Source organism: Aedoeadaptatus acetigenes (assembly GCF_025566985.1).
Taxonomy (GTDB): domain Bacteria; phylum Bacillota; class Clostridia; order Tissierellales; family Peptoniphilaceae; genus Aedoeadaptatus; species Aedoeadaptatus acetigenes.
In genome coordinates this window covers 103334-124085 of sequence record NZ_JAOQJD010000001.1, presented here as the reverse complement: position 1 = coordinate 124085, position 20752 = coordinate 103334, and the positions used below count along the sequence as shown (strand labels likewise).

Genomic DNA, 20752 nt, shown 5'->3' with positions numbered 1-20752 from the left:
GTGTAGCTTTATAGAAAAGGAGGAACATTTATGGAAAGTACAAAAAAATTATCAGTCAAAGACCTGGCTACTATAGGAATCTTTTCTGCAATTATGATTGTGGTCTTTATCGCTTTTTCGATGATCACAGGAGCATCTTTATTTTTTAACATGATTCTTAATGCGGTATTTACAGCGTTAATTTTGGGACCATTTTTCGTTTATATGGCGATGAAAGTTGGAAAGCCCGGAGTTGCTCTAATTTATAATATCTTACAAGCAGTTTTGGCAACTGTGTTTATGGGACCGTTTATGATTCCATGGTTCGTAGGTGGCGGTATCATCGCAGAATTATCTATGATAGGCACTGATAGTTATAGAAATATAAAAAGAATTACGATTGCTTGGATTATTACATCTCTTACAAGAGCTGCTCATGGAATGAGTGAAATATGGTTCTTTAAAGATGCGTTTCTTAAAACAGGAGTGTCTCCAGAACAAGTTCAAGTTCAAACACAATACTATACAGATGCAAAATGGGTCATTATTTCTTTAGCACTAACTGTGGTGGCGGCTGCAATTGGATGCTATTTAGGGAATAAAATGACAGAAAAGCACTTTAGAAAAACAGGTATCATAAAGTAATGCATTTGGACTTGCGCTCCAAAGTTGCGGTATTTTTTAGTACAGTATTTTTGGCTTCGGTATTGTCCAAAGATACTGTATTTTTTTTGCTGACCGTCATCCTATTACTATATGTTGCTGCACTAGGATATAGCAAATCTACCGTAAAAATTGTGCTTGCGATAACAATCATTAGCATTATGAGATTGATTTCAAAAGGAAACGGATTTGGCGTTATGCTTCCTGAAATGTTTCTTTTTATAGTTATCAGGACATTGGTTATTATTTTATCTGTAATACCGATTATAAAAACACCTCCGGGTGAATTGATGGCTGTGATGAAGAAAATGAAAGTACATAGGAATATAGCGTTACCACTTATTTTTATGATGAGATTTTTTCCTGTAGTAAGAAGTGAATTTTCAGAGATCATTGATTCATTAAAATTAAGAGGCTTAATTTCTTTTAGAAAGCCGCTTATTACAATGGAGTATTTATTTGTACCTATGATGTTCTCTTCTTCTAAAATTGCTGAGGAATTGGCTGCGGCATCTGAAGTAAGAGGAATCTCTGCCAATGGAAAACATACATCAAGGAGGGAAATAAAATTTAGAAAATTTGATTTTCTTGTAATCATATTGACCGTTCTGTTAACAGTGGGTCTGTACTTTATGGAAGGAGTAATGATGAAATGATTAAATTTGAAAATGTGAGCTTTTCATATAATCAGGACTCCCGAAATATTATTGAAAATATCAACTTAGAAATTAAAAAGGGAGAAGTTGTAGCCTTTATTGGAGCCAGCGGATGTGGAAAGACGACGCTGACAAGAATTATCAATGGACTTGCGTATAAGTTTTATGGCGGAAAGCTAAATGGAAACATTACAATAGATGGAATAAATCCATGTGAAAAAGAATTGTATGAAATAGGAAGAAGAGTGGGTTCAATTTTTCAAAATCCTAAAAGTCAATTTTTTACGGAAAATGTAGAAGATGAAATTGCATTTGGATTGGAAAATTATGGTGTAGACCGAGAAAAAATTTCGAGAAGAATTAGAGAAGCACTTTCCTCAATCAATGGAGAAAATTTAATTGATAAGAGCTTATTTCATCTTTCAAGTGGAGAAAGACAAAAAATCGCAATTGCTTCCATCAATGCTCTTGATCCACCAATTTATGTTTTTGATGAGCCGTCAGCCAATCTTGATATGAAAAGTGTAGAAGCTTTAAGAAAACTGATGCTGTCATTGAAAACACAAGGGAAAACGATGGTGATTTCCGAACACAGAATTTATTATTTGAAAGATCTTGTTGATAAATATTACTATCTTGAAAATGGCGAGATTAGAAACTCATTTTCAGAAAAAGAACTTCTTTCATGTTGTAATCTTTCATGTTGTAATGACTTTTTTAGAACAGCGGGGTTAAGATCATATTCTTTAGAATGCGTTGTACCAAAAACAAAGAAAATAAAAGAAGTAAATTCGATGGAGTTAGATAAAATATGCTTTTCATACAAGAATGAGAAGATCATAAGTGAGTTAAGTTATTCATTTAAGAGTGGAAATGTGTATGGAATCATGGGAGATAACGGTGTAGGTAAAAGCACATTATTTAAAATCTTAAGTGGATTATTGAAAGAACAGAAAGGCAATTTATTGATAAATGGCGAAAAAATAAAGAAAACAAAAAGAAAGAGAAGAATATACTATCTGTCAAACAATCCTGATAGTAATTTATTTGAGGTTTCTCTCGAAGATGAGTTGAAATTAAATGATTCAAAGGCAGATATCGATTTCATCTTGCATCAGTTCCATTTGGAAACTGTTAAAGATTTACATCCTCAAATTTTGTCAGGAGGTCAGAAACAGAGATTGACTATTGCAGCAGCAGAACTTTTAAAAAGAGATGTATTTTTGTTTGATGAGCCAACAAGTGGATTAGATGGAAATAATATGAGAATTATTTCTGAAAGAATGAAAGAACTTCAAGAAAAACAGAAAATCATACTTATCATTTCACATGATTATGAGTTTCTAATGACTTCTTGCAACAAAGTATTATATTTAGACGGGCAATCATTTAAAGAGTTTTCTGCGGAGAATGATAAAGAAAAAATATTGGAAATATTAAAAGGTGAGGTGAAGAACTATGATTAATAGCGGATTATTAAAGTATTCCGGCAAGTACAAATATCTAACTGTTTTGTCGTGTGTACTATCCATTTTGAGTGCTGCAATTTCAATTGTTCCGTTAGTTTGTATCTATCAAATTATAAGATTATATGTCGAAAACTTAAGTACGAAAAGTATTATGCATTATGGAGAAATCGCTGTGATTTCATCTGTTTTAGGCATTGCTTTGTATTTTGTGGCATTGTCTTTAGCCCATATATCTGCTTTTAGAGTTGCTAAAAATTTGAAATCACAAGCAATTAATAAAGTGATAGATATGCCATTAGGCTTTTTTGAAATGAGGTCTACAGGTGAGATTAGAAAAATTATTGATGAAAACACCATTTTAACAGAAGATTTTTTAGCACATAAATTACCGGATTTTGCGGCGACTGCAATTATGCCACTTATCATTGTAATTAGTTTTTTCTTTTTTGATTGGAGATTAGGTGCTGCTTGCTTTATCCCGTTAATCATTTCTGTGATATGTATAAAGATGATGATGGGCGGAGAAAATAAATTTATGATGGGTAAAATCATGACATTGCAAGAGCAGATGAACAAAGAAGCTGTTGAGTATGTTCGTGGTATACCGATTATCAAAGTATTTCAGCAAACTGTATTTAGCTTCAAAAAATTTCATAATACGATTATGAGTTATAGAGATTTGGTGACAGGCTACGCAAAAGCTTGTCGTATGCCTAAAACTATTTTCGGGGTTATGTTAAATAGTTTTTTTGTGTTTTTGATAGCTGTAGCTGTAGTTTTATTTAATTCAGCAAGCGATCCAATCGCAGTATTTTTGGATTTGATTTTTTTCATATTACTTAGCCCTTTAATTTCTACAACAATGATGAGGCTGATGATGACTGGAGAGAACTTAATTCAAGCAAAGGAAGCTTTAAATAGAATTGAAACAATTATCTGTGATGATTCATATATAGAAAATGGTAGTGATGAATTTCCTGAAAATACAGAAATTGTTTTTTCGGATGTTTGTTTTTCATATCCTGAGCAAGAAAAAAATGTTATAGAGCATGTATCGTTTGAAATTTCAAAAAATCAAAAGGTTGCTTTTGTTGGTTTATCAGGCTCTGGAAAAAGTACCATTCTTTCTTTAATAGGGAAATTTTTTAAGGCTAACTCAGGAACGATAACGATTGGTAGCAAGAATATAAATGAAATAAGAAATAGTGAACTTATGAAAAACATTTCCTTTGTTTTCCAAGACAGCAAACTATTTAATGGAACATTACTTGAAAATATACGAGTAGGCAATCCTGATGTACCGTTAGAAAAAATTGATGAAGCTATAAAAATTGCACAGTGTCAAAGTATTATTGATAAACTTCCGAACGGTATAAATAGTATTTATGGTAGTAAAGGTATTTTCCTTTCTGGTGGAGAAAGACAGAGAATTGCGCTGGCAAGAGCTTTTGTTAAAGATTCTCCAATTATTGTTTTTGATGAAGCAACATCAGGTTGTGATGCTGAAAACGAATTTTATATCAATAAAGCGATTACGGAAATTTCAAAGAATAAAACAGTAATTTTGGTAGCTCATAGGTTAAATACTGTAATTGATGCTGACAAAATAATTGTTATGGAAAAAGGGAAAATCGTTGAGCAAGGTACTCATAATGATTTAGTTGAAAACAATGGAGCATACGCAAATATGTGGAAACAATATCAGAGTGCTTCAGATTGGAGGCTATAAAATGTTCGATAAAATACAAGAAAAATACTCTTTGTCTGATGCTGAAGCAATGCTGATTAAAAAAGGTATACTATTTAACGCATTATCCAATATTTCTAAAATGCTGCCTGTTGGAATATGTGCTTATGTATTATTGCAAATGTATTCAATCATTACAAATAAAAATCATAGTGCCGAATTGCCTATTGTAATGTATTTAGGGGTATCTGCGATAGTAATTTTACTTATGATTTTGCTATCGTATGTAGAATACACAAAAAACTTTATTGATATTTATCAAGAAAGTGCAAATCGAAGAGTTAGTATTTCAGAATTTCTAAGAAAACTTCCATTAGAATTTTTTGCAAAAAGAGATGTTTCTGATCTTACTACCGTAGTAATGACAGATACATCGGGGATTGAACATGCTTTGGCTCATGTTATTCCTCAGTGTTATGGAACATTGTTGTCCACAATAGTGATTTTTCTGTCGATGTTAATATTTAACTTTAAAATGGCAATGTCATTATTTTGGGTAATACCGATTGCTTTTGCAGTAGTTCTATTATCCAGAAAACTTCAAAAGAGATACAATGAAAAGTTTAAAAGTGAAAAGCTGGCATCGTCTGATCAAATACAAACAACACTTGAAATGATTAAGGAGATAAAGTCGTTTTCTTTGGAAGAAAAACAGAAAACATCTATAAAAATTCAGTTGGATGCGTTTGAAAAGAAACAGAGAGAATCTGAATTGTTTTCTGCAACAATTTTAGCGTCAGCACAGATGATTCTTAAATTAGGTATAGCAACCGTAATTTTGGTAGGAGCTTATTTGCTGTTGCATGGAGAAATTGATTTATTCACATACATTATTTTCTTGTTTTCTGCTGGTTTAATATATGATCCTATTCACGCATTGATGAATTCTTTAACAGAGATTTTCTCTACAGATGTATTCGTTAAAAGAATTGATGATATAAAAAAAGAGCATATCAATGTTGAGCCATTTTATGCAAAAGAAGATGATATGAGCATTAAGTTTGATAATGTAACTTTCGGATATGAGGATGAAGATGTTCTTCAAAATGCTACATTTACAGTAAAATCTGGTTCAAAAACAGCATTGGTAGGTTCTTCAGGTTCCGGTAAATCGACTGTATTGAAGTTAGCCGCCGGATTTTATAAAGCAAGATCAGGCAAGGTACTTTTAGCGGGAACTGATATTTCAAAGGTAGATGATGAATCCTTATTGCAATATTATTCCGTAGTTTTTCAGGATGTATTACTGTTTGATGGAACAATCATGGATAACATTCGACTGGGAAATAAAAACGCAACGGATGATGAAGTAATAGAGGCTGCAAAATTAGCGAATTGCGATAGCTTTGTATCAAATTTACCTGATGGATATATGACTACAATCGGTGAAAACGGGAAGCTGCTATCGGGTGGTGAAAAACAAAGAATATCAATAGCAAGAGCAATTATTAAGGACGCCCCAATTGTTTTGCTTGATGAGGTTACTTCAGCATTAGATATTCAAAATGAAAACCTAATACAGAAAGCAATTAGCAATATAACCAAAGACAAAACAGTTATAGTAATCGCTCATAAATTAAATACAATCAAAGATTGCGATAATATTTTAGTCTTTGATAAGGGGAGAATTGTTGAACAAGGTACGCATGAAAAATTATTAGAGAAAAATGGATATTACAAAAAATTATATGATATGAGTGCGTGAATATTTTGAAATGGAAAAGAGAGGAAAATTTATGTAATTGAAAGCATAGATGGCGGAAGAACATGGAAAAGTTTATGTATCTATTTGAAAAAATAAATAGGCCGATTGTAAAATCAAGTTGAGCATGTAGCAAGAAAGAGCCCATGAGGCAGCTCTTTGGTAAAATGTAATAGCACAAACCACATTCACAAGGAGTCAAGCCCTATGGACCGCCTGCATTCTACCACAACTGAGCACAGGAAGGGACAACATCTTTCATTTGAGCACAGGGCGTTGATACAGACCCGTCTCAAGGACGGCTGGAGCGTCAACAGGATCGCCGGAGAGATTAGTTGCGCGCCGAACACTGTCCGCAATGAGATCAAGGGGGGAACAGTGGTACTGTACAAAGGAAACATCCTCCCCTATAAAGCCGCCGCCGGACAAGCCACTTATAAGAAAAACCGCCAGGTGTGCTGCAGGCACTACAAGTTTCTCGAGAAAGCCGATTTCTTCTCGTTTGTTGAGAGAAAGTTCTTCGAAGACGGGTGGTCGCTGGATGCCTGTGTCGGCTACGCTCTGAAGGAAGGTCTGTTTACCAGAGATCAGATCGTTTACACAAAGACGCTTTACGGCTACACGGATCTCGGGCTGCTCGGCATCAGGAACATCCATCTTCCCGAGAAACTCCCTCGATCCCCCAAAAAGGAACGGAATCGTGCAAACAAGCGGATTCTGGGTCGAAGTATCGAGGAAAGTCAATGGATATTATAGAGCCAAATTATTATAATATTATCAGGTGGGGAGAAAGGCCGGTGCCTACACGCAAGGGGAATCGATATAAGAGAACAGGGAGAATGGAGGATTCTAAATCCATAGAGGTTGCCACGGCTCATAGAAAACAATTGTGAAGGCAGTCAACCATGGATCGATGACATGAATCGAACCATTCCCATCATGTCGGTTAATAAAACAGCTCAGACGGCAAGGTTCCATTTTTAAATAAGGGAATCGAAATGATTGGAGGCGGCGTATGAAGAGTAAAAATAGACTTGGCCAAAAATTCGCCTTAGAAAGACGCTGTTTTTACGCCATTAGCCTATTGGCAGCGGGGCTGTTTGTCCTGGCATGGTTTTACCCCGAAAGCGACCTGTCCAAAACCTCTCTATTAGCACGAGGTGTCGTGATGGATCAAGGCGATCTTCTCTGGTCCATTTTTTTCTTAATATCGTTTATCGCCATGATTATGGGTTTGCTCTTTACGCCTAAAAATCTCCTCATAGGGGTCATACTAATTCTTTTATCGGCACCCCATGTGTTCCTCTTGTTAATCTTTACAGGCCTAGGCCTCGGCGAGGGAAGTTTGTATCAAGGCATCGTATCTGCGATTCGAGCCTATCTGATGGTCCTTAGTCTTGGTTTAATCCGGTGATATAGAGTCGCTACATTTGACTGTGATGTTGATTATTGGGGATCTGGCGAAAGCCGGGTTCCTTTTTTGTCTCAAAGCATCAAAAGATGCTAATTGTATGGGGAATGGCGGAAAATGTTTGCATTTTAATTGAGAAAGGTGTTGATTTAGCGTATACTAAATAGAAGGGAGGGATTAGATGAATTTTTACGAAATTTCCGCCAAAGACATTCACGGTATGACCGTCGATTTCAGCGATTACGAGGGCAAGGTGGTTCTCGTGGTGAATACGGCGAGCCTCTGCGGATGCACCCATCAGTACGAAGGGCTCCAGCGCATTTACGAGCGCTACAAAGACGACGGCTTTGTCGTTTTCGGTTTTCCCTGCAATCAATTCGGGTCTCAGGAGCCGAAAGACGAGTCGGCAATCGAGGAATTTGTAAAATCCCGCTTCGGCATTACCTTTCCCATGTTTTCTAAAGTCGACGTAGTGGGGGACAATGCCCATCCGCTCTTTGCCGCTTTAACGGAAGGGGACAATCCCGTCCATTGGAATTTCGAAAAATTCCTCATCGACCGCGACGGCCATTTGCGCGGACGTTTCCCTTCGGACATGGAGCCGAGAGACATTATTCACGACATCGACGAACTCTTATAAATTCCGCCTCTGAAAAGATTTACATCGTCTTTACATTGAAATCATATCGGTTTAATAGGGAGCCGATACAATGCATTTAGTTGATGAAGATTTTTTATAGGAGGAATCAAACGATGAAATTTAAAAACGTAAAATTAGCCATTGGAGCATCTCTTTTGGCACTGAGTCTTGTGGCTTGCGGTGGCTCCGGAAACAACGCCAAGGGCGGCAACGATCAAGCAGCAAACAACACCCAAAACACTGCCAACGCATCCAAGGGCGCGGAAGCAGGCGATCTGGATAAGCTGGGTCAAATCGCCGTCATCACCCGTGAAGACGGCTCCGGTACCCGCGGCGCCTTTACTGAAATCACCGGTCTTTTAGAAAAGAACGGCGATCAAGAAGTTGACAACACCACGGCATCGGCCTCGGTACAAAACTCCACCAACGGCGTTATGACCACCGTTGCAGGCAACCCCTCGGCCATCGGCTACATTTCCCTGGGCTCTTTAAACGAAACGGTTAAAGCCCTCACCTTGGAAGGCGTAGAAGCAACCCCCGCCAACATTTTAAGCGGCGAATACAAACTGGCACGTCCGTTCCTCTTGGTTACCAAAGGTGAACCGAAGGAAGGTTCCCTGGAAGCCGACTTCATGAAATTCGTTCTTTCGAAAGACGGTCAAGCCATCGCTGAAGAAGAAGGCTATGTAAAGAACGAACAAGCGGAAGATTACACCCCCGGCAATGTCAGCGGCGAAATCACTGTAGCAGGCTCCACATCCGTTACCCCCTTAATGGAAAAATTAGTTGAAGCCTACAAGAAAGTGAACAGCGGCGCCAACATTCAAATTCAATCCAACGGTTCTTCCGCAGGGATTACCGCAGCAGCCGAAGGTACGGCACAAATCGGCATGAGCTCCCGCGATCTCAAAGATGAAGAAAAAGATAAAGTACAAGGTACGGTCTTGGCACAAGACGGCATCGCCGTTATCGTCAACAAAGACAATCCGGCTGAAGACATTACCATGGAACAAATCAAGAACATCTTCAAAGGCGACATGACCGCATGGGGCGATCTTGCAAAATAAACAAATCACAACAGGTGTCTTCGGACACCTGTTTTTTTGTTTACATAGACTTTACATAAGCCATATCTTTTCCTAAGAATAGCTTGGTAAAGTAGCCATGAAAAGGAGGAGAACCATGCATTCAAAAGGTTTTGAAAAAACGTGGGAGTTTATCTTTTTACTGTGCTCCCTTATTTCGGTTTTATCCATTATCGTTATTTGCTACTTCATTTTTAAAAACGGCGTGCCCTTTATTTTAGAGACGGGGATCGCCAAATTCTTAATGGGAACGGATTGGAAGCCTACGGCCGCGCCGCCGTCCTTCGGTATTCTGCCCATGATCGTGGGCTCCGTCTACGTCACCATCGGGTCCATTATCGTCGGCGTGCCCATCGGGGTGCTCACCGCCGTGTTCATGGCTTTTTACTGCCCGAGTCGGCTTTACAAAATCTTAAAGCCCGCAGTGAACCTCATGGCCGGGATCCCTTCGATTATTTACGGCTTCTTCGGCTTGATGGTCTTCGTACCCATCGTGCGGGGCTGGTGGGGCGGCACGGGGATGACGGTCTTTACGGCATCGGTGCTCTTGGGGATCATGATTCTTCCCACGATTATCGGCCTCTCCGAATCGTCTCTGCGCTCCGTGCCCACGTCCTACTACCAAGGCTCCATCGCCCTGGGCGCCACCCACGAACGCAGCTTAATGCGCGTGGTGGTACCGGCGGCGAAGTCGGGGATTTTGGCGGCGATTATTTTAGGCATCGGTCGCTCCATCGGCGAAACCATGGCGGTCATCATGATCGCCGGAAACCAACCCATTGTGCCTGAGAGCATAAAAATGGGCACCCGTACCATGACGGCCAACATCGTCCTGGAAATGGCCTACGCCACCGGCGCCCATCGGGAAGCCTTGATCGCCACCGGCGTGGTTCTCTTCATCTTTATCTTGCTGATCAATCTTATCTTTAATGTTGTAAAAAGGAGGATGGACTAATGAAAACGCGCTCGTCCATCGTTCGCGGGCTTATCCTCGCGTCGGCCTTTATTACCTTTGCCGTCTTAATCGTTCTCGTCGGCTACATCGTACTCAAAGGGGTACCTCATTTAAATCCGGCCATGTTTGAAAAGACCTACACCACCGAGAACGTGTCTATGTTCCCCGCCATTATCACCACCCTGATCGTCGTGGTGCTCTCTCTTTTAATCGCAACGCCCCTAGGCGTCTTCACCGGCTTTTACTTGGTGGAATACGCGAAAAAAGGCAGCCGCATCGTTGAAGTGATTCGCCTCACCACGGAAACCCTCTCCGGGATTCCCTCGATTCTCTACGGCCTTTTCGGCATGTTGTTTTTCTCCATTGCCCTGAAGCTTGGCTATTCCATTCTTTCCGGTGTATTTACCTTGTCGATTATGATTCTGCCCTTAATTATCCGCTCTACGGAAGAGGCCTTAATGGCAGTAAACGACAGCTTGCGCAGCGGTTCCCTCGCCCTGGGCGCGGGAAAACTTCGCACCATTATTCGCGTCGTCCTTCCCGTGGCCGTGCCGGGGATTTTATCCGGCGTCATCTTGGCCATCGGCCGCTGCGTCGGCGAAACGGCGGCATTAATGTTTACCTTAGGGACGACCACCGATATGCCTACGAGCCTATTGTCTTCGGGCCGCACCCTCTCCCTTCACATGTACGTCCTTTCTACGGAAGGGTTGTTTGTGGACCAGGCCTTTGCCACGGGCTTTGTTCTGATCGTATTAACCCTTTTAATTAACGCATTAAGTTCCTTAATCGGATCGAAATTAGCAGGAGGCAATTAAATGAGTGAGACAAAACTGTTCGTCAGCGACGTGGATTTGTGGTATGGCGATTTTCAAGCGTTAAAGAAGATCAATTTGGATATAAAGAGCAATGAGATCACGGCGTTTATCGGCCCCTCGGGCTGTGGGAAATCCACCATGTTAAAGTGCCTGAACCGCATGAACGACTTGGTGGAAGATTGCCGCATTGAGGGCCACATGCTCTTAGACGGTCAGGATATTTACGACCCCGGCTACGACGTGAATCTTTTGAGAAAGCGGGTCGGCATGGTGTTTCAAAACCCGAACCCCTTTCCCATGAGCATCTACGACAACATCGCCTACGGTCCAAGAACCCACGGCATAAAAAACAAAAACGATCTGAACGAAATCGTGGAGCGCTCCTTAAAGGGCGCCGCCATTTGGGAAGAAGTCAAAGACAAGCTCCACCAACGGGCCACGGAAGTCTCCGGCGGGCAACAACAACGGATTTGCATCGCCAGGGCCTTGGCCGTGGAACCGGAAGTGCTCTTAATGGACGAGCCCACCTCGGCGCTGGACCCGATTTCCACATTAAAGATCGAAGAACTGGTACAGGATTTAAAAAAGGATTATACTATTGTCATGGTCACTCACAATATGCAACAGGCGGCGCGGGTGTCGGACAAGACGGCGTTTTTCCTTACGGGAGAAGTCATTGAGATGGATTCGACGGAGCGAATGTTCTCCAATCCGCGGGATAAGCGGACGGAAGATTACATTACCGGTCGTTTCGGTTAATAGGGGGATGACATGAGAAAACAATACGATTTAGAACTGGACGAATTAAATACCCTGCTTATAAAAATGGCGGCCACGGTGGAACAAGCCGTTTCCGATGCCATGACGGCCTTAAAGAACCGTGACAAGGATCTGGCTATTTCCGTATCCGACAACGATCGGGACGTGGACCGCATGGAACGGCAGATCGAGGACATGTGCCTTATGCTCCTTTTGAAGCAGCAACCGGTGGCCGGGGACCTTCGCTTTATTTCCGCGGCCTTAAAGATCATTACGGACTTGGAGCGGATCGGCGATCACGCACAGGACATTTGCGAAATTTCCCTCACCATGGACGACAAACCCCTGTCCGTCACCACGGATTTAATCACGCGCATGTTTGAAGAATCCACGGCCATGATTAAAATGGCTGTCGACGCCTTCATTACAAAAGACGAAGACTTGGCCACCCAATGCATCAATCACGACGATGTGGTGGACGATCTCTTCGTTCAAGTGCGGGAAAAGCTCATCCACAAACTTCAAAACGGACAGGATGATCCGGAAGAGTCGGTGGATCTTTTGCAGATCGCCAAATACCTGGAGCGGGTCGGGGATCACGCACAAAACATCGGCGAGTGGGTTGTATTCTCCCTCACCGGTCACCACAAGGATTACTTAGGCGTAGAAACATTCGGGGTGTAATATGATTTATTGTGTAGAAGACGAGGGCAACATTCGGGATTTAATCGTCTATGCCCTAAAAAACAGCGATTTCGACGTGCAGGGCTTCGCATCCGGCGAAGAACTCTTTGAGGCCATGCGCGAAAAAGTGCCGTCACTCGTTCTTCTGGACATTATGCTCCCCGGGGAAGACGGGCTCTCGATCTTGAGTCGGATCCGCGAAAATCCTACGACGGAAGATATTCCCGTCATTATGCTCACGGCGAAATCTTCGGAGCTGGATAAAATCGTGGGTCTGGACAAGGGGGCGGACGACTACATCGTCAAGCCTTTCAGCGTGCTGGAGTTGGTGGCGCGGGTGAAGGCCGTTTTGCGCCGCGCCCGCCCGAAGGAAGAGAGCGGCCGGTCCATCGCCATCGACGGCGTCGTCATCGACAACAAAAAGCGTACGGTGCTTGTAAACGGCGAACCCATTACCCTAACCTATAAGGAATTCGAGCTTTTGTATTACCTTTTCCGAAACAAAAACATCGTCCTGAATCGGGAGACCATTATGGCCCAGGTTTGGGGCTACGATTTCGAAGGAGAGTCTCGCACCGTTGACGTGCACATCGCCTCTTTGCGGCACAAGCTGAAAGACAAGGCCTCGCTCATTGAAACCGTGCGAAACATCGGCTACAAAGTAGGATACAAGGAATGAACGAAAAGATACGACGATTCAGCTTTTTAATGGCGTTTATGGTCGCCTTTATATTTCAAATTTCCGCATCCCTCGACTATCACAATCGAGGGATTCGTTATAACGAAAAGAGCCTCGAGGCTCTGACGGGCAACTTAAAAAAAGCGGACAACGAAGCCGCCCGCCTCCATCAATTAAATCTTCACGCTACGGACAAAGACGACAACCTCGTCTATTTAAACGGCGAGGGCGAGGTGCTTTATACCAACAGCCTTTCCAAGCGCACCGATGCCTTGACGGATTACGCGAAAAAAAGCCCCCTTAAAGAGAGGACAAGCGCCGGCTGGGAAGTGTACCACAAGGGCTTTCTCGAAACCCAATACATTCAGACCACGGTCTTTGAAGACGGCGGCATGCTCATCATTCTCATGGCCCACGACAGCATGATGGCCTCCACCTTCCACTACCTGTCCTACACCATCATCGCCACCGTGGCCGGCGGCATGGCTCTCTATCTGCTCATCCTTTATCGCATGGAGCGAGAGGAAGAAGAAGGGGTTTTTCTCATTCAAAATTACCGCCATTACGTTCAGGATCCGGAATTCAAGTTGGAACTGAGCCCTCTTCACGAAACCTATGAAGAGGCCCTGAAGAAAGAAGCCTCAAGGGAACGCCATCAATTGGAGAGCCTGACTTCCAGGCTCACGGGCTTAAACGACATGGTGGAGAACATGACCGAGGGCGTGATCCTCGTGGGCGAGGACAGAAAAATCCTCTCCATAAACGAGGCGGCGGTCAAGCTGTTAAATGCCTCCCTCTACATTAATTTTCAGGGGAAAGATCTGCTCTATTTGTGCCGGGAGCGCAATTTTTACGATGCCTTTTCCCGGGCCTTCGACAATCAAAAAGACGACATGCAAAAAATCGCCATGGAGGGCGTAGTGATCAAGTTTTTCTTCGATCCCATCTTTAACGAGGTCGGCGCCTTTTACGGCATGTTGATCCTAATGATCGACGAGACCCAACAGAGCTTGGCCGAGCGCAGTCGTCGGGAATTTACATCCAATGTGACCCACGAATTAAAAACCCCCCTCACCTCCATCTCCGGCTACGCGGAGCTCTTGCGTTCGGGCATGGTGGCGGAGGAAGATCGAAACAAATTTTTAGACATTATTCTCGACGAGTCCAACAAGCTCTTTGAGCTGATCAACGCCATTATCAGCATGAGCCGCCTGGAAGAGAAGAATCGCCCGGAAGAGTATCGCGTCGTGGACATGGAAGTGTTGGTAAAAGACGTGTTGAAATCCTACGAGCCCGACGCCGCGGCGAAGGACATCCATCTGGGCTTTCAACCGGATCGGGACAATCGCCTCTACACCCACCCGGATCTTATGCGGGAGCTGATCGGCAATTTAGTGGACAATGCCATCGCCTACAATGTCAAAGGCGGCAATGTGCGCATCGTTTTGGACGGAAAGGACGAATCCAGCTTTGTCGTCACCATTCAGGACACGGGGATCGGCATTTCCTACGACGATCAGCGCCGCATCTTCGAGCGCTTTTACATGGCGGACAAATCCCGCAGCTACAACGAGAAATCCACGGGCCTGGGCCTCGCCATCGTCAAACACAATGTGGACAGCCTAAAGGGCACCATCGACGTGAAGTCCCAACTTCGCCACGGCAGTACCTTCCGCCTGCGCTTTCCGAAAAAGGGAATCTACTCCTCAAAGTTATAAGGCAGGATTTATAGTATAATAGGTATCGGAAAGAGGTGCCTATGTATAAACTATTGGTCGTAGACGACGAAGCGAAGATTCGAGAAGTGATCCGAACCTACGCGGAATTTGAAGGCTACGAAGTGGCGGAAGCCGTCGACGGCATGGAAGCCGTGGAAATGTGCAAGAGCGATGATTTCGACGTCATCGTCATGGACGTTATGATGCCCCGCCTGGACGGCTTCAGCGCCTATAAAGAAATAAAAAAAGATAAAGATATTCCCGTATTAATGCTCAGCGCCCGAGGGGAGGAGTACGACAAGCTCTACGGCTTTGAAATCGGCATCGACGATTACGTGGTGAAGCCCTTTTCGCCGAAGGAGCTTATGGCCCGCCTCTCGGTCATCGCCAAGCGCAACAGCAGCGTAAAGGAAAATCACGTGCTGGACTTTAAGGGGCTTTCCATCGACCTGGACGGCAGGGAAGTCTACGTAGACGGCGAGCCCGTGGAAATGACGCCGAAGGAATTCGACCTCTTGGTTTTTATCGCCGAAAACGAAAACATCGCCTTGAGCCGGGAGAAGCTCTTAAATAAAGTGTGGGGCTACGATTTTTACGGCGACGACCGCACCGTGGACACCCACATTAAAATGCTTCGAAACAGCATCGAACCCTATCGCCGCTACATCGTCACCGTGCGCGGCGTGGGCTATAAATTTGTCGGCGAGGACGAATCGTGACACGGGATACCATCGTGGATCAAAAGAGCATCCGCGTAAAATTTTGGCTGTACTTTTCCGGTATGGCCTTATTTATCTTGCTCCTTTTGTGGCTGTTGCAAATCGTATTTATCAATTCTTTTTACAAGTCCATGAAAATCCGCGACACGGAAAAAGTCGGCCGCACCGTGACCCGCCTCTTCGGCAAGGAAGATTTCGAAGATACCTTGTTGCGTTACAGCTTCGAAAAAAACCTGAGCCTTCAGGTGTACAACGATCGGGGCGGTTTGGTCTTTCCCCTAAATCCCCTGGATTACATTTACCAACCCACCATTAGCGGCGACGATTTCTTTACTTACTTTCAGCCCCTCTTAAAGAACGACAAGACGGAAGAAACCTACGTGGCTGATTACAAAAACGAAAATGCCTCCACGATTTTATACGTATCTTATCTGGGGGAAGAGGCGGGGCAGAAGTACTTCCTCGCCGTCTCCGCCAATGTGGATCCCGTGGATTCCACGGTGGAAATACTGAAGGATCAGCTGATTATCGTAAGCATTATTTCCCTCATGGTGGCCTTTATCCTGTCCTTGTATCTGAGCTCCCGTCTGGCCCGCCCTTTGTCAGACATGGCGAAGACCGCCAGAGCCCTGGGCCAGGGGAATTACGACGTGCAGTTTAAAGAACAGGACTACACGGAGATCAACGACTTGGCCCGCACCTTGAACTACGCCACCGGCGAATTAACCGATGCCCTGGAAATGCGCAAAGACCTTATCGCCAACGTGAGCCACGATTTCAAGACGCCGCTTACGGTCATTAAATCCTACGGCGAAATGATTCGCGACATTTCCGGAGACAATAAAGAACTTCGAGACAAACACGTACAGACCATTATCGAAGAAGCGGACTACCTTACCCACTTCGTTAACGACCTGTTGGATCTTTCCCGTGTGGAATCGGGCTTGGGGCAGCTGAATTTGGATGCGGTGGATTTAAAGGCGCTGACGGAAGATGTGCTTTGCCGCTTTAAAAATCTGGAGCGCACCGGCTACACCTTTCTCATTCACGGGAAGGGATCGGTGGTATGCGACGAAAACAAAATGCGTCAGGTCATCTATAATTTTATTACCAATGCGGTAAACTACTCCACGGACAAAAAACAGATCGACATTTACATGATCGAGCAGAAGGATCAAATCACCTACTGCGTTCGGGACTACGGCCGAGGCATGGCGGATGGGGATCAAGACAAGATATGGGACAGATTCTACCGCGGCCGGGACAATCACGAGCGGCAAGTGGTGGGCACGGGTCTGGGTCTGTTTATCTGCAAAAACATTTTGGATCTTCACGGCTTTACCTACGGCGTGAAGTCGAAACTCGGCGACGGCAGCACCTTTTATTTTAAATGCCCGAAGAAAACAGAAGAAATAGAATAAAGAGCGGCCTCAATGTCGCTGCTTTTTCCATGAGAAAAGCCCCCGATTTTTCGGGGGCTCTTGTATTTGCTTGCGAAACAAATTTATTTTTCTTTTAATTCCAGAACCAATTGACCGCTTTCGACGCTGTCGCCCTCTTTGACGGAAATGTGTTCCACAATGCCGTCCATGGGGGAGATAATGTTGGTTTCCATTTTCATGGCTTCCAAGACGAGGAGGGGTTGTGATTCCTTTACTTCGTCGCCGACGGCCACGTTGATTTTCGCAACGGTGCCGGGGATGGAGGCGCCGACTTCCAGAGGATTGCTTTCATCAGCCATTAAGATGCCGCTGCCGCCGGTGGTGGGCATGGGGCGGGTGTTGTCCGTAATGTCGACGCTGCGTCTGGAGCCGTTAATATCGAAGGTCACGGTGCGTGTGCCGTCTTCTTTCAGGCGACCCACTTCGACTAAGGTGACGATCATTTTCTTGCCTTCGCCGACGGCCACTTCGGCGGTTTCGCCTTCTTGCAGACCGTGGAAGAAAATATCCGAACCCATGCGCCAGAGTTGATCGTATTTGCTGAAGTTCTTGGCGTATTCGTCAAAGACCTTGGGGTAGAGGGAGTAGCTGGTAACGTCGCGTTCCGTGGGTTCGTGGCCCATAATTTCTTTTAAGTGGGCCTTGTCCGCTTCGTAATCCTCGGGATCCAAGAGTTTGCCCGGACGAACGGTAATGGGTTTTTCGTCTTTTAAGACGATTTTTTGCAATTTTTCCGGGAAGCCGCCGTAAGGTTGGCCCATCATGCCCTTAAAGTAGGTGACGACGGAATCCGGGTAGTCCAGATTGGCGCCTTTTTCGTAAATATTTTCAGGGGTCAATTCGTTTTGAACCATGAAGATGGACATGTCACCGACCATTTTCGAAGACGGCGTAACCTTGATGATGTCGCCGACCATTTGGTTGACGTCTTTGTACATCTCCTTCACTTCCTTGAACTTGTGGCCCAGGCCGAAGCTTTCGACTTGGGGTTTCAAGTTGGAGTATTGGCCGCCGGGAATTTCGTATTTGTAGATTTCCGTGGTACCGCTCTTGAGATCCGACTCGAATTGTTCGTAAACGGGACGAACCGCAGCCCAGTAGGCGGAAATGCGGTCGATGGCATCCAGGTCGATGCCCGTGCTTCTGGAGGTGTTTTCCAGTGCGGCCACGACGGAGTTCAGGGCCGGTTGCGAGGTGAGCCCGCTCATGGAGTTAATGGCCGTATCGGCGATGTCTACGCCGGCTTCAGCCGCCATTAAGACGGTGGCGACGCCGTTTCCGGTGGTGTCGTGGGTGTGGAGATGGATGGGGATGGACACTTCGTTTTTCAGCGCGCGGACCAATTTGCCGGCGGCGTAGGGCTTCAAGAGGCCGCTCATGTCCTTAATGCCGATAATGTGGCAGCCCACATCTTCCAGTTGTTTTGCGAGATTGACGTAGTATTCCAGGGTGTACTTGTCGCGGCTTTCGTCTAAGATATCGCCGGTGTAGCACATGGTACCTTCGGCGATTTTGCCGTTGGCGATGGTTTCTTCAATGGCCAGGCGCATGCCTTCGATCCAGTTCAGGGAGTCGAAAATGCGGAACAGGTCGATGCCGCCTTCCGCCGATTCTTTAATGAATTTCTTGACCACATTGTCCGGATAGTTTTTGTAGCCCACGGTGTTGTTGCCGCGAACCAACATTTGCATTAAGAGATTGGGCATGGCAGCTCTCAAGAGATCCAGCCGTTCCCAGGGATCTTCGTGGAGGAAACGATAGGCGACGTCGAAGGTAGCCCCGCCCCACATTTCCATACTGAAGATTTCTTTGATGTTGTAGTTCATGGACTTGGCGACCTTCAAAAGGTCGATGGTGCGCATACGGGTCGCCATTAAGGATTGGTGGGCGTCTCGCATGGTGGTGTCCGTTAAGAGTAGGCGGTCTTGATCCAAAATCCATTGGGAAAGCTTCTTGGCGCCTAATTCGTCGAAGATTTGCTTGGAGCCTTTGTAGCTTTCTTCCTTGAAGGGGGGAACCACCGGCACGTCGAAGGTTTTTTTCGCATCGGAATTTTCGTTGACCACGATGTTTCCGATGTGTTCCATGACGCGGAGCTCTTTGTCCGTGGACGTGTTAATGTCGAAGAGCTCAGGGTGTTCGGCGATAAAGCCCGTGTCGCAGGTGCCTTCTTTAAATTCCTTCGTATTCAATACATTGAGCAAGAAGCCGAGATTGGTTTTTACGCCGCCGACTTTCAATTCCCGCAGGGAACGAATGGATTTATTGACCGTGTCTTCCCAGGTGCGGCCTTGGGTAATGACCTTTACCAGGAGGGAATCGTAGTAGGGGCTGATGACGGCGCCTTGGAAGCCGTTGCCGCCGTCTAAGCGCACGCCGAAGCCGGAGGAGGAGCGGTACAAGGTAATTTGTCCCGTGTCCGGTGCAAAGTTGTTCAGCGGGTCTTCGGTGGTGACGCGGCACTGGATGGAGAAGCCGCGGCGTTCGATGCTTTCTTGGGACGGAATGTCGATGGGCGCATCGGAAAGGGCGTAGCCTTGTGCGATTTGGATTTGGGCTTGAATAATGTCGATGCCCGTCACCATTTCGGTAACCGTGTGTTCTACTTGAATACGGGGATTGACCTCGATGAAGTAGTGGTTGCCGGCGCTGTCCACGAGAAATTCCACGGTACCGGCGGAGCGGTAGCCCAAATTTTTCGTGATCTTCAATGCGTCGTTGCAAATGTCTTGGCGCAGTTGATCGGGAATGGAGAAGGCCGGCGTAAATTCGATGACCTTTTGGTGGCGCCGTTGAATGGAGCAGTCCCGTTCAAAGAGGTGAACCACATTGCCGTAGACGTCGCCTAAAACTTGGACTTCGATGTGTTTCGGGCGGTCCAGGTATTTTTCGATAAACATGGAGTCGTTGCCGAAGGCTTTTTTCGCTTCGCTCTTGGCGGAGTGGAATTGATCCAAAAGCTCTTCCTTGCTGTTGACCACGCGCATGCCGCGACCGCCGCCGCCGGCTGCCGCCTTAATCATGACGGGATAGCCCGCTTCTTCGGCAAATTTCAATGCCTCTTCGTCGGAATGAATGGCATCGTCCACGCCGGGAATGGTTTGTACGCCGGCTTCTCTGGCGATGATTTTCGAGGAAATCTTGTCCCCTAATTGACGCATGGTTTCCGCTCTCGGGCCGATAAAGGCGATGCCCGCTTCTTCACACTTTTGGGCGAAGTCGGGGTTTTCAGCCAAAAAGCCGTAGCCCGGGTGAATGGCGTCCACGCCTTTGTTTTTGGCGAGATGAATGATTTCGTCAATATCCAAATAGGCATCCACGGGATTTTTGCCCTTGCCGATTTCGTAGGATTCGTCGGCCTTTGTTCGGAACAGGGAAAGGCTGTCTTCTTTTGAATATATAGCAACGGACCGTATGCCGAGTTCACGACAAGCTCGGAAAATACGGATGGCGATTTCGCCGCGGTTGGCGACGAGAATGCGCTTAAATTTTCTTTTCTCCATAATGACCTCCTTGTAATTAATGGCTCTATTATACCGCTTTAGTCAAGGGAAATCCATGAAGAAACAGGTTTTTACGGGACTTCTTTCCGTTCTATTGTTTCGCATGGGCGGCCATGATAAACT

At 45.0% G+C, this 20752-nt stretch carries 18 protein-coding genes; 17 read left to right on the top strand and 1 reads right to left on the bottom strand.

The window, feature by feature from the left end; genetic code table 11:
- Positions 1-30 precede the first annotated feature (30 nt).
- The 17 genes from OCV31_RS00655 (at position 31) to OCV31_RS00575 (ending at position 17105) form a co-directional block, all read left to right on the top strand.
- The gene (locus OCV31_RS00655) at positions 31-624 is read left to right on the top strand and encodes an MptD family putative ECF transporter S component (protein ID WP_148471634.1); all 594 of its coding nucleotides are present in this window, start codon (positions 31-33) and stop codon (positions 622-624) included.
- Complete coding sequence (locus OCV31_RS00650) at positions 624-1298, top strand: energy-coupling factor transporter transmembrane component T family protein (protein WP_148471632.1); 675 nt, start codon at positions 624-626, stop codon at positions 1296-1298. The genes OCV31_RS00655 and OCV31_RS00650 overlap by 1 nt, the downstream gene beginning before the upstream one ends.
- On the top strand, positions 1295-2764 hold the full coding sequence (locus tag OCV31_RS00645) for an energy-coupling factor ABC transporter ATP-binding protein (RefSeq protein WP_148471630.1): 1470 nt from the start codon (positions 1295-1297) through the stop codon (positions 2762-2764). The genes OCV31_RS00650 and OCV31_RS00645 overlap by 4 nt, the downstream gene beginning before the upstream one ends.
- Positions 2757-4496, top strand: a complete 1740-nt coding sequence (locus OCV31_RS00640; RefSeq protein ID WP_148471628.1) for an ABC transporter ATP-binding protein — start codon at positions 2757-2759, stop codon at positions 4494-4496. The genes OCV31_RS00645 and OCV31_RS00640 overlap by 8 nt, the downstream gene beginning before the upstream one ends.
- Position 4497: 1 nt before the next feature.
- Positions 4498-6219 carry an ABC transporter ATP-binding protein gene (locus OCV31_RS00635; protein WP_148471626.1) on the top strand — a complete coding sequence of 574 codons (1722 nt, stop codon included), beginning with the start codon at positions 4498-4500 and terminating at the stop codon, positions 6217-6219.
- Positions 6220-6423: 204 nt separating this feature from the next.
- A complete protein-coding gene (locus tag OCV31_RS00630; RefSeq protein ID WP_148471624.1) occupies positions 6424-6972 on the top strand; it encodes a helix-turn-helix domain-containing protein in 549 nt (182 codons plus the stop codon).
- Between the two features lie 259 nt (positions 6973-7231).
- On the top strand, positions 7232-7630 hold the full coding sequence (locus OCV31_RS00625; RefSeq protein WP_148471623.1) for a hypothetical protein: 399 nt from the start codon (positions 7232-7234) through the stop codon (positions 7628-7630).
- Between the two features lie 178 nt (positions 7631-7808).
- Positions 7809-8267, top strand: coding sequence for a glutathione peroxidase (locus OCV31_RS00620; RefSeq protein ID WP_148471621.1), 459 nt, complete (start codon positions 7809-7811; stop codon positions 8265-8267).
- A 113-nt stretch (positions 8268-8380) separates the two neighbouring features.
- Positions 8381-9334: a substrate-binding domain-containing protein gene (locus OCV31_RS00615; protein ID WP_148471619.1), complete on the top strand. Its 954-nt coding sequence runs from the start codon at positions 8381-8383 to the stop codon at positions 9332-9334.
- A gap of 115 nt (positions 9335-9449) precedes the next feature.
- Positions 9450-10307 carry a phosphate ABC transporter permease subunit PstC gene (gene pstC / locus OCV31_RS00610; RefSeq protein ID WP_148471617.1) on the top strand — a complete coding sequence of 286 codons (858 nt, stop codon included), beginning with the start codon at positions 9450-9452 and terminating at the stop codon, positions 10305-10307.
- On the top strand, positions 10307-11125 hold the full coding sequence (pstA, locus tag OCV31_RS00605) for a phosphate ABC transporter permease PstA (protein WP_148471614.1): 819 nt from the start codon (positions 10307-10309) through the stop codon (positions 11123-11125). Before pstC ends, pstA begins: the two co-directional genes overlap by 1 nt.
- A complete protein-coding gene (pstB, locus tag OCV31_RS00600) occupies positions 11126-11884 on the top strand; it encodes a phosphate ABC transporter ATP-binding protein PstB (protein WP_148471612.1) in 759 nt (252 codons plus the stop codon).
- A 12-nt stretch (positions 11885-11896) separates the two neighbouring features.
- Positions 11897-12568: a phosphate signaling complex protein PhoU gene (phoU, locus tag OCV31_RS00595; protein WP_148471610.1), complete on the top strand. Its 672-nt coding sequence runs from the start codon at positions 11897-11899 to the stop codon at positions 12566-12568.
- A 1-nt stretch (position 12569) separates the two neighbouring features.
- The gene (locus OCV31_RS00590) at positions 12570-13247 is read left to right on the top strand and encodes a response regulator transcription factor (RefSeq protein ID WP_148471608.1); all 678 of its coding nucleotides are present in this window, start codon (positions 12570-12572) and stop codon (positions 13245-13247) included.
- Complete coding sequence (locus OCV31_RS00585; protein WP_148471606.1) at positions 13244-14965, top strand: sensor histidine kinase; 1722 nt, start codon at positions 13244-13246, stop codon at positions 14963-14965. Before OCV31_RS00590 ends, OCV31_RS00585 begins: the two co-directional genes overlap by 4 nt.
- 41 nt (positions 14966-15006) lie before the next feature.
- A complete protein-coding gene (locus OCV31_RS00580) occupies positions 15007-15684 on the top strand; it encodes a response regulator transcription factor (protein ID WP_148471604.1) in 678 nt (225 codons plus the stop codon).
- Positions 15681-17105, top strand: a complete 1425-nt coding sequence (locus OCV31_RS00575; protein WP_267303713.1) for a sensor histidine kinase — start codon at positions 15681-15683, stop codon at positions 17103-17105. Before OCV31_RS00580 ends, OCV31_RS00575 begins: the two co-directional genes overlap by 4 nt.
- A gap of 83 nt (positions 17106-17188) precedes the next feature.
- On the opposite strand, the gene OCV31_RS00570 is transcribed toward OCV31_RS00575, so the two are convergent.
- The gene (locus tag OCV31_RS00570; protein ID WP_148471602.1) at positions 17189-20629 is read right to left on the bottom strand and encodes a pyruvate carboxylase; all 3441 of its coding nucleotides are present in this window, start codon (positions 20627-20629) and stop codon (positions 17189-17191) included.
- Positions 20630-20752: the final 123 nt, after the last annotated feature.

Bases quoted from the DNA above. Each gene is read 5' to 3' on its own strand.
- OCV31_RS00590 (WP_148471608.1), top strand. From the start codon at position 12,570: ATGATTTATTGTGTAGAAGACGAGGGCAACATTCGGGATTTAATCGTC.
- OCV31_RS00615 (WP_148471619.1), top strand. From the start codon at position 8,381: ATGAAATTTAAAAACGTAAAATTAGCCATTGGAGCATCTCTTTTGGCA.
- OCV31_RS00645 (WP_148471630.1), top strand. From the start codon at position 1,295: ATGATTAAATTTGAAAATGTGAGCTTTTCATATAATCAGGACTCCCGA.
- OCV31_RS00625 (WP_148471623.1), top strand. From the start codon at position 7,232: ATGAAGAGTAAAAATAGACTTGGCCAAAAATTCGCCTTAGAAAGACGC.
- pstB (WP_148471612.1), top strand. From the start codon at position 11,126: ATGAGTGAGACAAAACTGTTCGTCAGCGACGTGGATTTGTGGTATGGC.
- OCV31_RS00635 (WP_148471626.1), top strand. From the start codon at position 4,498: ATGTTCGATAAAATACAAGAAAAATACTCTTTGTCTGATGCTGAAGCA.
- OCV31_RS00630 (WP_148471624.1), top strand. From the start codon at position 6,424: ATGGACCGCCTGCATTCTACCACAACTGAGCACAGGAAGGGACAACAT.
- OCV31_RS00580 (WP_148471604.1), top strand. From the start codon at position 15,007: ATGTATAAACTATTGGTCGTAGACGACGAAGCGAAGATTCGAGAAGTG.
- pstC (WP_148471617.1), top strand. From the start codon at position 9,450: ATGCATTCAAAAGGTTTTGAAAAAACGTGGGAGTTTATCTTTTTACTG.
- OCV31_RS00570 (WP_148471602.1), bottom strand. From the start codon at position 20,629: ATGGAGAAAAGAAAATTTAAGCGCATTCTCGTCGCCAACCGCGGCGAA.
- OCV31_RS00640 (WP_148471628.1), top strand. From the start codon at position 2,757: ATGATTAATAGCGGATTATTAAAGTATTCCGGCAAGTACAAATATCTA.
- OCV31_RS00655 (WP_148471634.1), top strand. From the start codon at position 31: ATGGAAAGTACAAAAAAATTATCAGTCAAAGACCTGGCTACTATAGGA.
- OCV31_RS00585 (WP_148471606.1), top strand. From the start codon at position 13,244: ATGAACGAAAAGATACGACGATTCAGCTTTTTAATGGCGTTTATGGTC.
- OCV31_RS00650 (WP_148471632.1), top strand. From the start codon at position 624: ATGCATTTGGACTTGCGCTCCAAAGTTGCGGTATTTTTTAGTACAGTA.
- OCV31_RS00620 (WP_148471621.1), top strand. From the start codon at position 7,809: ATGAATTTTTACGAAATTTCCGCCAAAGACATTCACGGTATGACCGTC.
- phoU (WP_148471610.1), top strand. From the start codon at position 11,897: ATGAGAAAACAATACGATTTAGAACTGGACGAATTAAATACCCTGCTT.
- pstA (WP_148471614.1), top strand. From the start codon at position 10,307: ATGAAAACGCGCTCGTCCATCGTTCGCGGGCTTATCCTCGCGTCGGCC.